Below are 13,915 nucleotides of genomic sequence, written 5' to 3'. Positions count from 1 at the left end.
CTTCAATCGTAGCTACTAAGCGCTAACAATACCGCTTCTAGCGGTTCAAGCGCAGCGTTTCAAACCTCCACCTCTGGTGGAGGTCATGACTTTTCAGCGAATTAGGATGGTGGGCGTGACAGGGATTGAACCTGTGACCCCTACGATGTCAACGTAGTGCTCTCCCGCTGAGCTACACGCCCATCCGATGGCGGCGCATAGATCACAAAACCTTGGTGGCCGTCAATAGGCTTTTTTTCGGTTTTGTGACGTGGCCGCCGAAAGCCTTACGCGGCAAGGAGTTTGTTGACTTCGTCGACGAGTTCCCGAAGGTGGAAAGGCTTGGAAAGAACCTTGGCATCCTTCGGCGCCTTCGAATCGGGATTCAGCGCGACGGCGGCAAAGCCGGTGATGAACATCACTTTCAGGTCCGGATCGAGTTCGGTAGCGCGGCGCGCCAGCTCGATACCGTCCATCTCGGGCATGACGATGTCGGTCAAAAGCAGCGAGAACGGCTCTTCGCGCAGCCGGTCGTAAGCGCTGGCTCCATTGTCAAAGGACAAGACCTTGTAGCCGGCTTTTTCGAGTGCCTTCACGAGAAAGCGACGCATGTCGTTGTCGTCTTCGGCAAGAAGTATCTTCTGGGTCATCATCTCTATCGCTAATCAACTTTGTCTGTTGGACTTGTCCAGCTTTTAGGTTAGCGCAGCGCCGTAAACAAGCCGTGAATAGTCGGCCAAAACGCGCCAATCCTGCTTTTGTTCAAAGCATGACTTCGTTCTGCGAAAACGCCCTGCGTTTCCGCCGAGCGGACATCGGGAGATTTCGAATACGGCGCTTTGGATTAAGGCCATTTCGGTCAAGTTACTATGGACTTGCGGTCATGCAACTGGCAACATGATTACTGCGACAAGTTGTTGACATGGTAAAGACGTTGATGTCCGCGGAAATGCGTAGTTTCGAGATTTTCGAGGTATCGGAGCCCGCCTCCCAGACCATACCGTTTGTCTACAGCTCGCCCCATAGCGGTCGCATTTATCCCCCCGATTTCATCGCCCAGTCCCGCCTGCAGGGCATCGCCATCCGCCGCTCGGAAGACCATTATGTCGACGAGCTTTTTTCGGCGGCAAGTTCCCTCGGCGCACCGTTGCTGCTTGCCAATTTTCCGCGCGCCTATATCGACGTCAATCGCGAGCCCTATGAGCTCGATCCGCGCATGTTCGACGGCGCCTTGCCGCCTTACGCGAACATCAATTCGCTGCGGGTCGCCGGCGGGCTCGGGACGATCCCGCGAATCGTCGCCGAGAATATGGAAATCTATGCGCGGCGCGTGCCGGTCGAGGATGCGTTGAAGCGCATCGACACGATCTACAAGCCCTATCATGCAACGCTTCGGCGGCTGATTGCGCGCACCCATGTCAAGTTCGGCTTCGGCGTGCTGGTCGATTGTCATTCCATGCCAGGCAATATCCGCATCGCCGGCAGCAATATGCGGCCCGATTTCATCCTCGGCGATCGCTATGGCACCAGCGCCTCGGCAGAGCTTTCGCGTGCCGCCATGCAGATCCTCGAGGAACTCGGCTTCAACGCCGTGCGCAACAAGCCCTATGCCGGCGGCTTCATCACCGAGCATTACGGCCGTCCCTCGCGCGGGCTGCATGCGCTGCAGATCGAGGTCAACCGGTCGCTCTATGTCGACGAGACGACGCTGGAGAAACGGCCGGATTTCAACGAGGTCGCGGCTGCCATTACGCTTTTCATGAAGCGCATGGCCGAGCATGTGGAATCCTATACGGGCGATCCGGCGTTGGCTGCCGAGTAGGGATATCTTGCCCTTGGCGGGCGAGAAAGCAAAATTAGCATGTAGCTTCAGCCAAGTGCTGGATTTTGCAAGAGAGAGGGTAGGCGGGAGCGCTCGCAATCTCCGAATTGGGCGAGCAAGAAACGGACCCTCGCTCTTGCAATTTCAATGGCTTAGAAATTGCGTCAGACTTTTGAAGGCGACACGTCCGGTATCGCAATTCCTACACCAGTGAAATTGCTTTCTCGCCCGCCAAGGGCGAGATGCCCCTGCGCTTGCCGCTCCATCCCACAAAACAAATATAGCCTTAGCAAAAAAGAACCGCGCTCGTGGCGCGGCTAAGTCTAGGGAGGAAACACCCAAGGAGGGTATTTACAGTCAGAAGACTGTAGCTGGATACTGATATCGCATTGCACAAATGTCAAGCACTTTATTGCACTGCAAAATATTTGGGCAGATTCAAAAATCCTGCCTGATTGGCGGGCAGGGCGCCTGTTGCATCATCATCCGGTTTGCTTCAGGGCCTATATGGGATATGACATCGCCCATCCTGTCATTTACGTGGATTGACCATGCTTCCCGATCGCTCGTTCTTCTATCGTCTGGCCGAGGCGGCCAAGGCCGAAACCCTGCCGCGCTTTCGTACCGGTGTCGATGTGGTCAACAAGGAAGCCAAGGGCTTCGATCCGGTGACGGAAGGGGACCGCGCCGCCGAAGAGGCGATTCGCGCATTGATCGAGGCCGAATTTCCCGACCATGGCATTCTGGGCGAGGAGCACGGCAGCGTCGGGCTCGATCGCGAGCATATATGGGTCATCGATCCGATCGACGGCACGCGCGCTTTCATCTCTGGCGTTCCGGTATGGGGAACGCTGATCGGCCTGCAGAAGAACGGCCGCGCCCTCATGGGGATGATCGACCAACCTTTTACGGGCGAGCGCTATTTTGCCGATGGCAATGGTTCCACCTATTCGGGGCCGGATGGCGAAAAGCGGCTGCAGGTCCGCGATTGCGGCAGCCTTTCGAACGCCATCCTCTTCACCACCTCGCCGCATCTGTTCGTCGGCGAGGAGCTTGCCAAATATCGCGAGATCGAAAGCCAGGTCCGGCTTTTCCGTTATGGCACGGATTGCTATGCCTATGCGCTGCTGGCCGCAGGCCATATCGATCTCGTCATCGAGAATTCGCTGAAACCCTATGATGTCGGCGGCATCATTCCTGTCGTTGAGCAGGCCGGCGGCATCATGACCACCTGGGATGGCGGTCGGCCGGAAATGGGTGGAACGATCATCGCCGCAGGCAGCCGCGCTGTTTATGAACAGGCTTTGGCTGTGCTGTCTCGCTAGAGCAGCTCAACTTTCACGGAGTTTCTAAGCCGCTCAGGCTTCCGCTTCGATCTCATAGGCATTGGTTTCGGCGTCGCTGCCGGGGATGAAGGCGTGGATCGCGGCGAGTGCCTGATTGCGATAGATGTCCCGTTCCTGCAGGATTTCATGCTTGGCGCCGTGAATGGGAACGAGCTGGGCGGCACGGAAATAGCGTGACAGCCGTTCCTGATCGGCATAGGGCACGACGCCGTCGCGCGTCGGCGCGATCAGGACGGTGGGGACGTGGATTGAAAACAGGTGTTCGGGCTTATTGACCCGTTCGATCGCCCGCAAAGCCTGCGATAGCCAGCGCGCCGTCGGCGGACCCAGGCAAAGCTGCGGATAAGCCGCGCCGATGCCGATGTTGCGGCGGTAGCGCTGCTCGTCTGTCGTCAACGGGTTGTCGGCGAAGGGTCTTTCCTTGAATTTCTTGCTGAACTGCATGCGGCCCAGGCCGATGCCGCTGACCGCACCGGAGAGGAAGCGGATAAAGCCGGGTGAGACGCCGTGCCCGGTCAAGCCGATGAAGGGGGCAGACAGCACCATGCGCTCAATTCGGCTCGCAAGCCTCGGCGCGGCAGACAGGGCAATCAGCCCGCCCGTCGAATGAGCAAGGAGAAAAAAGGGCAGACGTGTATCCGGCAGGACGATCTTGTCGAGGAAGGCGGTCAGATCCCGCTCGTAATCGGAAAAATGGCGGATATGGCCGCGCAACGGGTCTTTCAGCAGTCGCTCGGATCCGCCCTGGCCGCGCAGATCGAAGGTCGCAACCCACAGGCCCTTGGCCGTGAGGTTACGGATCGTCTCGAAATATTTCTCGATGAATTCGTTGCGGCCCTGTAGCAGGACAACGGTTCCCTTCGCGACCGGCTGCTCGCAGCGGAAGACGGCGTAGCGCAGCTTGCGTCCGTCGAAACTTTCGAAGAAGCCTTCGGTGCGGTTTTCCGGTACCGGATTGTCTGCCGTGGAATAGAGGATCGAATCCATGACGGTGTCGCGCCTCGCTGACCAATGTTTCATCTCAAGGGGATAGCGCAGGCTGGGGGAATTGCAACAGGTTTGTTGGCGGCTCCGGCAATCGATTCCGTGCTCCTAAAGACGATAATCCTCAATCGGCGATTCCGATGGCACTATCGTTTTTCTCCGTTTCATCTTCTTGCGCAGCTTTGCGAATGTTCGGCCGTTGATATCACCTGCGGGAATGGAAGACATGGCAATCACCGAAATTGCGGATTCAAGAATTCTTATTGTCGGCGGCAGCTCCGGAATGGGGTTGGCGTTGGCGAAACGCGCGCTCGCAGCCGGGGCGGAGGTCATCGTCGCTGGACGGAACGCGGATAAGCTCAAGCGCGTTTCAACGGAACTTCAAAGCCCATCGCTTTTCGTCGAGACGGTCGATATCACGCAAGAAAGCCAAGTCGCCGGTCTGTTTGAGCGCATCGGCCGGCTCGACCATATCGTAAGCACCGCCGCCGATATCGAAGGCGCTTATGAGCTGCTGCCTTCGCTGGACCTCAGGGCTGCGCAGAGGGTCGTGGAAAGTAAATTCTACGGCCCGTTGCTGCTTGCGAAATATGGGTCGCCCTTACTCTCTGCCACTGGCTCCATTACGTTCACGTCAGGCATTGCCGCTTATCGTCCGGCCACCCGGGGGTCGGTGGTCGCTGCGGTCAATGCTGGCCTGGAAGGGCTGGTTCGCGCGCTTGCAGTCGAGTTGGCGCCCATTCGGGTGAATGCCGTTTCACCGGGGTGGGTCGATACGCCCATCTGGACGTTCGTTGCCGGCGACCAAAAAGAAGAAACCTTAGGTGCCATGGCAAAACGGCTGTTGGTCGGACGGGTGGGCCAACCGGAAGACATCGCCGACGCTATCAGCTTCCTGATGGGCAACGCCTTTACAACGGGGACGGTACTGCATGTCGAGGGCGGGCATCGGCTGATTTAGCGGACGCAAAGCCGGTGCTTGCGAACGCCAGGAACAGCTTCAAAGCTGGCGGCTGAACACGCCTGCGCCGCCAGATCATCACAAGCGAAGCTGTCCGCATCGGCCCCGGCCAGGGCATTTCGTCGAGTTCGCCACGATGGAGTGCGTCCGCGACGGCAAACCACGGAACCAAGCTCGATCCTGTACCGGCAGCCACGAGGCGAGCAATGGTACCGATGCTGCCGACTTCGGCGGCGAGCTTTGGTGCTGCCATCCCTGCCGCCTCGAATGCCTTGTCGAACAGGTGCCGGTAGACGCAGCCGGCTTCGGTTGCCACGAAGTTCATCGAAGCAAGTGCTGCCAGATCGCTTGTCTTCGATGATGCCTCCTGTGCGGGAGGGGTGATGAGGATCAACGGCTCCGTCGATATCACCCGCTTTGCGAGGCGTTCATCAACCTCGCCCCTGTCAAAACAGAAGGCGACGTCGATCTCACCGGTTTCGAGCTTGCGCAACAGGTCGCCACTGCCCGCTACCTTCACCCGCAGATCGATATCGGGATGATCGCGCTGAAGGGCCGGCAGCCATTGCGGAAGCTTCATGGAAGCAATGGTCTCAAGCGCGCCGATCGTCACCGTGCCAGCCGCAGCCGCCGAGGCTGCTTCAACGGTAGCGCGCGCCTCGTTGGCGATTGCCAATAATTCCTCGGCATAGGGTTTCAGTGCCTCGCCAGCCGCCGTCAGCTCCAGGCCCGATCTCGACCGGATAAAAAGCGCAGTGCCCAATTCGGCTTCAAGCGACTGGATCTGGTCGCTCACGCTCGATTGCGCGAGATGGACCTCTTCGGCTGCGCGGGTGAAATTCCGGTTCCGCGCGACCGCCAGAAATGTCTTGAGTAATCGGGGGTGCATCGAGCCGTGCCGAACCAAAATGACAAGCGCCATTTAAAGCTGGACGGCGCTCAATATTCGTCAGGCTGCCACATCCCTTGTATCGACGTCAATGCACGACGGGATGGCCGTCGGAAGATCAGAAAAAGCGGGCCAGCGGTGTCGGCAATTCGTGGTGCCCTTGAAGGCGCCTGCGGTATGACGTCGATCGCGATGCCTTTCCGTCAAGCCTTCGGTGTCGCTCCGCGCCGCTCCAGCGCGGTTTTGCGAATGATGTCTGCGATCTCCGGGCTGCTGCTCGATAGCATCTGGAAATCCGACGCATAGAGCGACAGCAGGGAGACTTCGGTCGCGGCGCTGACGGTTGCCGAGCGGGGCTCGCCGGTGATCAGCGCCATCTCACCGAAGAAACTGCCGGAGCCGAGTTCCACCGGGTTCGGCGTCGCGACGCTGACGCGGCCCTCGACGATGAAGTACATCTGGTCGCCGGCCTCGCCCTTGCGGCAGATGATGCCGCCTGCCGGCACGACACGCGGTCTCAGCGCTCTGACAATCTCAATAAGCGCGGCCGAACCAAGTTTCTGGAAGAGCGGCACCGCGGCAACCAGTTGCCAGTTGCGCACGAAATCCTGGCGGCGAACCTCTTCGTAGAAGCCGGTGGCGAGGATGCCGGCCCAGAGCGCGAAAATGCCGATTCCGCTCATCATGACCAGGCCTGCGAGGACGCGGCCGGCGAAACTTTGCGGAATCTCGTCGCCATACCCTGTCGTCGACAGCGTCACCACCGCCCACCACATCGCCAGCGGGATGCTGCCGAACTTGTCGGGCTGAACGTCGCGCTCGATGATATAAGCTACGAGCGCCGCGCCGAACAGAACGATGCCGAAGATCGAGGTGACGCCGATCAGGTTGCGCGCTTCCTTGGTCAGGACCCTGCCGAGCAGCCGGAAGAAGATCGAGCCGCGCAGTGGCTTCAAAAGCCAGATGGCGCAATAGAGGCTTTGGTCGCGGCCGCGGACGAGAAGGAAGGCGGCCAGAGGGACCAGAACAGCCAATATGTCGACGGCGATTTCCGGTGCGCTGCCGCGAACGCCTTTCGTCCGCTGCACGATCAGCGTCTCGATCAGTTGCAGACCGTAGGCAGCCCAGATGCCGGCGAGCAGAACTTGCAGGATGAGCCTGGTCTGTCCAGTTATATCAGGCGTCGTGAGTGCCGCCACGGTCAACAGGCCGATTGCAGCGAGCACCGCGTTCAGCGATGCGGAAATCTTCGAAAAAGGGAGCGCCGACATTCAATACCCCGGGGTGGGTCGCCACTTACCTGCAACAGGATGAACTAGAATAGGATGGCTTCAATCCAAACGTAAAGGGCTCGCAGGATATGCGTGGCCGCCAAGTGTCGTCGGCTATCGCTGCCCGACCTCAAGCGGAAGGCCCTTGAAAGGCTTGATTTCCTTGAGTACGAAGGTCGTCTGCATTTCCTTGATGCGTGGCAGCCGGCGAACGACCGCCATGGCGAAATCCGCATAGCTGTCGAGATCGGTCGCCACCACTTGCAGCAGGAAATCCGCGTCGCCGGCGATGCTGTAGCAGGCTACGACTTCGTTGAGCTTCAAGACGTCGCGTGAGAATTCCTCGGCCTCCGCTTCGCTGTGGCTGTCGATCTTCACTCTGATGAAGGCGAGAACGCCGAGACCGATCCGCCGTCTGTCCAATGTTGCCGCATAACCCTGGATCACACCTGTTTCCTCCAGCTCGCGCACGCGCCGCCAGCATGGCGACGTCGAGAGCCCGACTTTCGAGGAAAGCGCCTGATTCGTCAGGCGTCCGTCCTTCTGAAGCGCTTCGAGGATACGCAGATCGACGGGCTCAAGGGGCTTAGGCATATCCGACCTCAAATTCAACGGAATTTGGTACTCTCTACCATATTCACGTTATTATTTGCAACGAAAGGTAAGAATTCCCCTGATCTCGGAGATATCCTGTACGCCCATAACTCAATAGCAGCAGGTCGCCATGCTTCCCGATATTCGTGTTGCCATCATCATCAATCCGGCATTGCCGCTCGGTCTGATCGCCAATACCACCGGTGCCATCTCGATCGGGTTGGGTGCAAAGTTTCCCGCGCTCGCGGCCAGGCAATTGACCGACAAGGAGGAGCGTACGATCGACATCAGCTCGAACATGCCCGTTCCGATACTGCAGGCGGATGCGGAGACCATACGATCTCTTGTGTTGAAGACCTTGCCGGTGGAAAACGACCGCGCGATCGTTCCGTTTCCTGCCTTTGCCCGAGCGCTGCACGATTATAGGGACTATGAGGCGACGTTTCCGGATCGCGATCTCGCCGGCGAGGCGATCGACGGCCTGGGGCTGGCGGGGCCTTCGAAATGGGTGAAGTCGTTGACCGGTTCGCTGAAGCTTTTGCGGTAGGGTCGTCGCTAGGTCGCTGCGTAGCGAGGCATGGTTTTCGGCATCGGCGAGCTTGTCGTCCTCGTCCCATGCTGGTAACGGCTATAGGATGAAACTCCCTCAACCACCCCGTGCAGTCGTGTTCGACATGGATGGACTGCTCTTTGACACCGAGTCGCTCTACATACGTTCGCTGATCACGGCGACTGCGGAGTATGGCTATGAAATGACATGGGATTTGTACCGTCCCATGATTGGTTCGCCTTGGCATGTGAACCGCCATTCGCTGCTTCTTCTCTATGGCTCCTCTTTTCCGGTCGACGATGTGCGATCTCTCTGGCTCAAGCATTTCAGCGTCTTGGGCGAAACGGAGCTTGCTCTGAAAGCAGGGGTTTCGGAATTGCTGGATCTTCTGGACGAACTCGATATTCCACGAGCGATAGCGACGTCCTCATTCCGTCATAGCGTCGATCATCATCTCGAAGCCCACGGCTTGACGCATCGTTTCCATCAGATTGTCGCGTATGGCGACTATGCGGAAAGTAAGCCCGCTCCCGATCCATTTCTGGCGGCTGCCGCCCGGCTAGGTATCGAGCCATCTTCCTGTCTCGCTCTGGAAAATTCACATAACGGAATAAGATCTGCCTCCGGAGCCGGCATGATGACAATCATGGTGCCGGATCAGATGGAACCCAATGAGGAAATCCTGAAACTTTGCTTGGGCTCGGCTTCCAGCCTGCATGAAGTACATCGGCTCATAGCCGCGGCGAACGGACGACTTTCGATCTAAGCAATCAGTCTCGGTGGATTTCCATTCAAGACGGGCTGCTATCGCTCTCGTTCTGCGAAAAAAGGCCGGCTTGCGGAGATAGAGAGATCCGCTTCGCCGGCCGAGCAAGGACTGAAGAAGAAGGGACGATACACTTCAGTCATCGGACGATGGTTGTTCCGATGATTTGAAGATATGGCCGCCAGCCTGAACGGGTTCCGAACCATGCGTTCATCTGCGGTTCACGCAGGGTTTTTCTTGGAATTTCCTCAACCGCGCGGGGTCTTGAACTCCGCAAAAGCGATCACCATCTCTTTTTCGCGGGTGCCAAACGGGCTCGCAGAACCGTCCCGAGGCTGCCCGGAGTGGGGCCGTGGGGCAAAACTTGAAATCGCAATTGTCGCTCACAGGAGGACTTCATGCGTCACGTAGACTTCTCTCCCCTTTATCGTTCCACCGTCGGTTTCGACCGTCTGTTCACCATGCTCGACACCCTTGCCCAGCCGGATCAGGCACAGACCTATCCGCCCTACAACATCGAGCGCACCGGTGAAAACACCTATCGCATCACCATGGCCGTTGCCGGTTTCGATGAAAAGGAACTGAGCATCGAGGCTCACGCCCATGTCCTTCACGTCAAGGGCGAAAAGAGTGAAGAGCCGGCTGAAACCAGCGAATATCTCTATCGCGGTATCGCCAAGCGCGCCTTCGAGCGCCGCTTCCAGCTCGCCGACCATGTCGAGGTTCAGGCTGCTTCGCTAAAGAATGGTTTGCTGCACATCGATCTGCTGCGCAACATTCCGGAAGCCATGAAGCCCCGCCGCATCTCCATCGCGGCCGAACAGGTGGATGCTCCGAAGTCCATCGAGGCTCACATCAACTAAGGCGGGCCGGCGGTCCCCGACCGCCATGTCCGGGCCGGCGGATTTAAGCCGTCAGGTCCGGGCTGACGGACTAAAGTTCGTCATGCCCTTGATCCTCCCAAGATCAAAAAAGAAGCGGCGCTCCATCCGGGCGCCGCTTTTGTTTTGTCGCGATGTCGAAAGCTTCAGGCAGCGTTGGTGGCTTCGCCGGACTTTGCACCTGCTTGTGCCTTTTCAGCCTCGCGCCGCTTGGCTGCATCGGCATATTTCTGGGCAAGCACGGCGCAGGTCATCAGCTGGATCTGATGGAACAGCATGAGCGGCAGCACGATGGCGCCGATACCCTGGCCGGCGAAGATGACGTTTGCCATCGGTACGCCGCTTGCCAGCGACTTCTTCGAGCCGCAGAAGGTAATGGTGATCTCGTCAGCCTTCGAGAAACCGAGCGCGCGGCTGCCGAACATGGTGATGCAGATGACCATGGCAAGCAGAACCATGTTGGCGACGATCACGGTGGCGATGTCGACCACCGAAAACGTGTGCCACAGCCCCTCGACGACGGCTTCGCTGAAGGCGGAATAGACGACCATCAGGATCGAGCCGCGATCGACCGGCATCAGGATCTTCTTCTTCGAGCGGATCCAGTCTCCGATCCAGGGCTGCAGCAGCTGGCCGGCGATGAAGGGAGCGAGCAGCTGCAGCATGATCTGCCACAAAACATCCCAGGAAAAGCCGCCCTGACCGCCTACGGAAAACAGGATGCCGACGAGCAGCGGCGTCAGAAACATGCCGAAGATGTTGGAGGCGGAGGCGGCGCAGATCGCGGCGGGCACGTTGCCGCCGGCAATGGAGGTGAAGGCGATGGAGGATTGCACGGTCGAGGGCAGCACGCTCAGGAACAGCATGCCGGTATAGAGCGACACGGGCAGGATGCTGTTCGGGACGATATGCCCCATGGCCAGCACCAGCAGCGGGAAGATGCCGAAGGTCGTCAGCAGGATGACGAGGTGCAGCCGCCAGTGGAGCATGCCGGCGATGACGACATCGCGCGACAGGCGCGCGCCATGCAGGAAGAACAAGAGCCCGATGGCGAAATTGGTGGCGATGCCGAAATAGTGAGCGCTTGCCCCCTGTACCGGAAAGAAGGACGCCGTCAGAACGGTGAGCACCAGCAGCATGGTGAAGGTGTCAGGAAGAAAGCGGCGCATCGTGCCTACCCAATCGCATTGCAAGTGATGATGACTCCTTGCAGATAGACCTATTGTGATCCACGATGCAAGGAATAACAGTTATCGCAATACAGGATAAGCCATGCTTGATCTCACGCAGTTGCGCAGCTTCGTCGCCGTCGAGCAGATGGGCAGCTTCACACTGGCCGCGGAGCGGCTCGGTCTCGGGCAATCGACCGTCAGCCAGCATATACAGCGGTTGGAAACGGAGATCGGACGCAAATTGCTGGCGCGGGACACACATCGCGTCGTTTTGACCGATGACGGTGAGGCGCTGCTCGGACATGCGCGCCAGATGCTGTCGATCGAAGGGGAGGTGCGGCAGCTTTTTGCCGGCAACAGCCTGCGCGGCAATCTTCGGCTCGGCGTTTCCGAGGATTTCGTCACCAGCCAGCTCCCCGACGTGCTGGAGGAATTCGTGCGTTCGCATCCCTCCGTCGATCTGGAGTTGACGGTCGCGCTCAGCGGCACGCTCTATGAAATGCAGGACAATGGCGATCTCGATCTGGTGCTTGCCAAGCGCCGGCTCGGCGATGCGAGAGGCAAGCTCGTCTATCGCGAGCCGCTGGTCTGGCTGGCGCGCGATCCGGAGCGCATTCGCAGGCTTGCGGCACCTCTGCCGTTGATTGCCTTTCCCGCGCCCAGCGTCACCCGCGCGGTGGCGCTGGAGGCACTACGCCGGCAGCAGGTGCCATGGCGGATCGTCTGTACCTGTGGCAGCCTTAGCGGGCTGACGGCTGCCGCCCGCGCCGGCATGGGCGTTCTCGTCCAGCCGCAGAGCATGGCGCCCGCCGGCCTGAGCGAAATTGCGCCGGGCTGGCTGCCAGCGCTGGAGGATGTCGAATTCGTGCTTGTGCCACGCAAGGGTGCCAATCAACTTCTGATCGACGCGCTGTCGGAAGACATTCTGACAAAGGTCCGCGGGCCGAGATCGAACTGAGAGCAATACCGCTCGCAGCCTCGCGACAAAAGCAATCCGGATCATGCGGATAGCGCTGGGAATTTTCCGGGATTTCCTTTGCCGGCTGTCGTTTTCCTTCACGCTCTGCGCCTTGCGACACCTGAGATTCAGTTCAAAGTCAGCTTCCGCTGCTATCTTGGGTGGCGATAGGTGAACTGCTGGAGGATATTCGTCTCGATGATATATGGTGCCATCTTCATTTCCGGACTTGTAGCTTGCGTCGTGGCAATGACGATGATCGTTCATCATAAACCCGCGTCCGATCGCGATGATTTATCGAACTTTGCAATGTTCGCCCATCGGAATTAAAACTAACCCTCGTTGTCGCCATTATGAGCGCCGTCCGGTTGAATCCGGCTCCGGCGCTTTTTTCATGCGGGTCACGCAAGGCAGGCGAGGAAGTTCGCCACATCGGCCTCGGTCGTGGCGAAGCTGGTAACAAGGCGGATCAGGGTTTCATCATTGCCGATCAGGTCCGGTTGGGATTCCGGGATAGGCCATTCATAGAATTTTGCTCCCTTGTCTTCGGCCGTCTTGGCGGAGGATTTCGATATGATCGCAAAAACCTCGTTGGAAGCCGTCGGCCAGGCGAGACGGGCGTCCCGCACCCTTTCGATGCCGGCGCGCAGACGATCGGCCATGCCATTGGAATGGCGGGCCAGATCGAGCCAGAGGCCGTCCTGGAAATAACCGTCGAACTGGGCGGCAATGAAGCGCGACTTGGAGAAGAGCTGGGCGGCGCGCTTGCGGATGAAATGCATCTCCTTTGCCTTCTCCGGATCGAAGAAGACGATCGCTTCAGCGCACCAGCAGCCGTTCTTGGTTGCGCCGAAGGAAAGAATATCGACGCCGCGCTTCCAAGTCATTTCGGCTGGCGTGGTGCCGAGCGCGACGAGGGCGTTGGCGAAACGCGCGCCATCCATATGTAGCGGCAGGCCGTTCGCCTTGGCAACGGCAGCGATGGCATCGATCTCCGCAAGCGAATAGACCGTGCCGATTTCCGTCGCCTGCGTGATCGTCACGGCGGCGGCGCGGCCGTGATGGACGGCATCCTGCGGGAAACGGGCGATCTTGGCGGCGAGCGCCTTGGGATCGATCTTGCCGAGAGCGCCATCGACCGTTGCAAGACGTGCGCCGCTGAAGAAATCGGGTGCGCCGCATTCGTCTTCGGCGACATGCGCCTCGCTGTGACAGAAGCTGATGCCGCCTGGCTTCTGGACGCTGGCGAGCGACAGGGAATTGGCGGCCGTACCCGTTGCGACGAAGAAGACAGTAACCTCGCGCTCGAAAATATCAGCGAATTTGGCTTCGACATGCTGGTCGAGGTCGCTCGTGCCGTAAGCGGAGGCAAAACCGCTGGACTCAGCGAGCAGACGCTCGGCGACTTTAGGATGGGCGCCGGCCCAGTTATCGGAAGCAAAGAACATGAAGGTGCACCAGATGAAGGAGGAAATTGCGGTGAGATTAGATAGGGTCAGCCGGACATTACGCCAATGCTAAAACCTATCAAGAGGATGAGTTTGAGGAATGCATCACAGAAATTGATCTACGCAATCAACAAATAAAATGATGCGCCGCAGCGAAACTTTATTGCTCTATTTATGCAGCAAAGGCAATCTTACGTCTTTCGTTGACGAATTTTTGCCGTTTTGCTCTTGCGAAGACCTGAGCTTTCTGGCATAGAGCTGATGAATTAGGACAGGGTTGCTGTCCTATTTTGG

At 58.6% G+C, this 13,915-nt stretch carries 14 protein-coding genes and 1 tRNA gene; 7 read left to right on the top strand and 8 right to left on the bottom strand.

The annotated features are described in order from the left end of the window. Positions 1-107: 107 nt before the first annotated feature. Together FHT84_RS25205 and cpdR1 are read right to left on the bottom strand one after the other, a co-directional pair. A tRNA-Val gene (locus tag FHT84_RS25205) sits at positions 108-182 on the bottom strand. A gap of 84 nt (positions 183-266) precedes the next feature. Beyond that, a complete protein-coding gene (cpdR1, locus tag FHT84_RS25200; protein ID WP_004117561.1) occupies positions 267-629 on the bottom strand; it encodes a response regulator CpdR1 in 363 nt (120 codons plus the stop codon). Between the two features lie 272 nt (positions 630-901). On the opposite strand from cpdR1, the gene FHT84_RS25195 reads away from it, so the two are divergent. Beyond that, positions 902-1,801, top strand: a complete 900-nt coding sequence (locus FHT84_RS25195; protein WP_245430399.1) for an N-formylglutamate amidohydrolase — start codon at positions 902-904, stop codon at positions 1,799-1,801. A gap of 551 nt (positions 1,802-2,352) precedes the next feature. Next, positions 2,353-3,126, top strand: a complete 774-nt coding sequence (hisN, locus tag FHT84_RS25190) for a histidinol-phosphatase (protein ID WP_112343308.1) — start codon at positions 2,353-2,355, stop codon at positions 3,124-3,126. 33 nt (positions 3,127-3,159) lie between these two features. Here the strand turns inward: hisN and FHT84_RS25185 are convergent, their stop codons facing one another. Continuing rightward, entirely contained in the window at positions 3,160-4,134 is a 975-nt protein-coding gene (locus FHT84_RS25185; RefSeq protein WP_183764897.1) for an alpha/beta hydrolase, read from the bottom strand. A gap of 223 nt (positions 4,135-4,357) precedes the next feature. On the opposite strand from FHT84_RS25185, the gene FHT84_RS25180 reads away from it, so the two are divergent. After that, positions 4,358-5,092, top strand: coding sequence for an SDR family oxidoreductase (locus tag FHT84_RS25180; RefSeq protein WP_112343423.1), 735 nt, complete (start codon positions 4,358-4,360; stop codon positions 5,090-5,092). Here FHT84_RS25180 and FHT84_RS25175 read toward each other — a convergent pair. The 3 genes from FHT84_RS25175 to FHT84_RS25165 all read right to left on the bottom strand — a co-directional run bounded on the left by FHT84_RS25175 (position 5,043) and on the right by FHT84_RS25165 (position 7,846). After that, positions 5,043-5,981, bottom strand: coding sequence for a LysR family transcriptional regulator (locus FHT84_RS25175; RefSeq protein ID WP_112343424.1), 939 nt, complete (start codon positions 5,979-5,981; stop codon positions 5,043-5,045). The two genes, FHT84_RS25180 and FHT84_RS25175, sit on opposite strands and share 50 nt — an antisense overlap. Before the next feature lie 203 nt (positions 5,982-6,184). Next, positions 6,185-7,252: a cyclic nucleotide-gated ion channel gene (locus FHT84_RS25170; RefSeq protein WP_183764894.1), complete on the bottom strand. Its 1,068-nt coding sequence runs from the start codon at positions 7,250-7,252 to the stop codon at positions 6,185-6,187. Between the two features lie 114 nt (positions 7,253-7,366). Next, entirely contained in the window at positions 7,367-7,846 is a 480-nt protein-coding gene (locus FHT84_RS25165; protein WP_112343311.1) for an Lrp/AsnC family transcriptional regulator, read from the bottom strand. 130 nt (positions 7,847-7,976) lie between these two features. On the opposite strand from FHT84_RS25165, the gene FHT84_RS25160 reads away from it, so the two are divergent. The 3 genes from FHT84_RS25160 to FHT84_RS25150 all read left to right on the top strand — a co-directional run bounded on the left by FHT84_RS25160 (position 7,977) and on the right by FHT84_RS25150 (position 10,025). Beyond that, the gene (locus FHT84_RS25160; protein ID WP_112343312.1) at positions 7,977-8,393 is read left to right on the top strand and encodes a DUF2000 domain-containing protein; all 417 of its coding nucleotides are present in this window, start codon (positions 7,977-7,979) and stop codon (positions 8,391-8,393) included. A 118-nt stretch (positions 8,394-8,511) separates the two neighbouring features. Continuing rightward, complete coding sequence (locus tag FHT84_RS25155) at positions 8,512-9,162, top strand: HAD family phosphatase (RefSeq protein ID WP_348649339.1); 651 nt, start codon at positions 8,512-8,514, stop codon at positions 9,160-9,162. Between the two features lie 398 nt (positions 9,163-9,560). Then, a complete protein-coding gene (locus FHT84_RS25150; RefSeq protein WP_183764891.1) occupies positions 9,561-10,025 on the top strand; it encodes an Hsp20 family protein in 465 nt (154 codons plus the stop codon). A 164-nt stretch (positions 10,026-10,189) separates the two neighbouring features. On the opposite strand, the gene FHT84_RS25145 is transcribed toward FHT84_RS25150, so the two are convergent. Continuing rightward, on the bottom strand, positions 10,190-11,212 hold the full coding sequence (locus FHT84_RS25145) for a bile acid:sodium symporter family protein (protein WP_112343315.1): 1,023 nt from the start codon (positions 11,210-11,212) through the stop codon (positions 10,190-10,192). A 103-nt stretch (positions 11,213-11,315) separates the two neighbouring features. Here FHT84_RS25145 and FHT84_RS25140 point away from each other — a divergent pair, with 103 nt between their 5' ends. Then, positions 11,316-12,173 carry a LysR family transcriptional regulator gene (locus FHT84_RS25140; RefSeq protein WP_112343316.1) on the top strand — a complete coding sequence of 286 codons (858 nt, stop codon included), beginning with the start codon at positions 11,316-11,318 and terminating at the stop codon, positions 12,171-12,173. 401 nt (positions 12,174-12,574) lie between these two features. Here FHT84_RS25140 and FHT84_RS25135 read toward each other — a convergent pair whose 3' ends face one another. Next, the gene (locus FHT84_RS25135; RefSeq protein WP_183764888.1) at positions 12,575-13,621 is read right to left on the bottom strand and encodes a low specificity L-threonine aldolase; all 1,047 of its coding nucleotides are present in this window, start codon (positions 13,619-13,621) and stop codon (positions 12,575-12,577) included. Positions 13,622-13,915: the final 294 nt, after the last annotated feature.

It is taken from the genome of Rhizobium sp. BK289 (assembly GCF_014193575.1).
In the GTDB taxonomy this organism is placed as follows: domain Bacteria; phylum Pseudomonadota; class Alphaproteobacteria; order Rhizobiales; family Rhizobiaceae; genus Rhizobium; species Rhizobium tropici_C.
The sequence above is the reverse complement of the archived record's forward strand: the minus strand, read 5'-3'. Positions and strand labels throughout refer to the sequence as shown.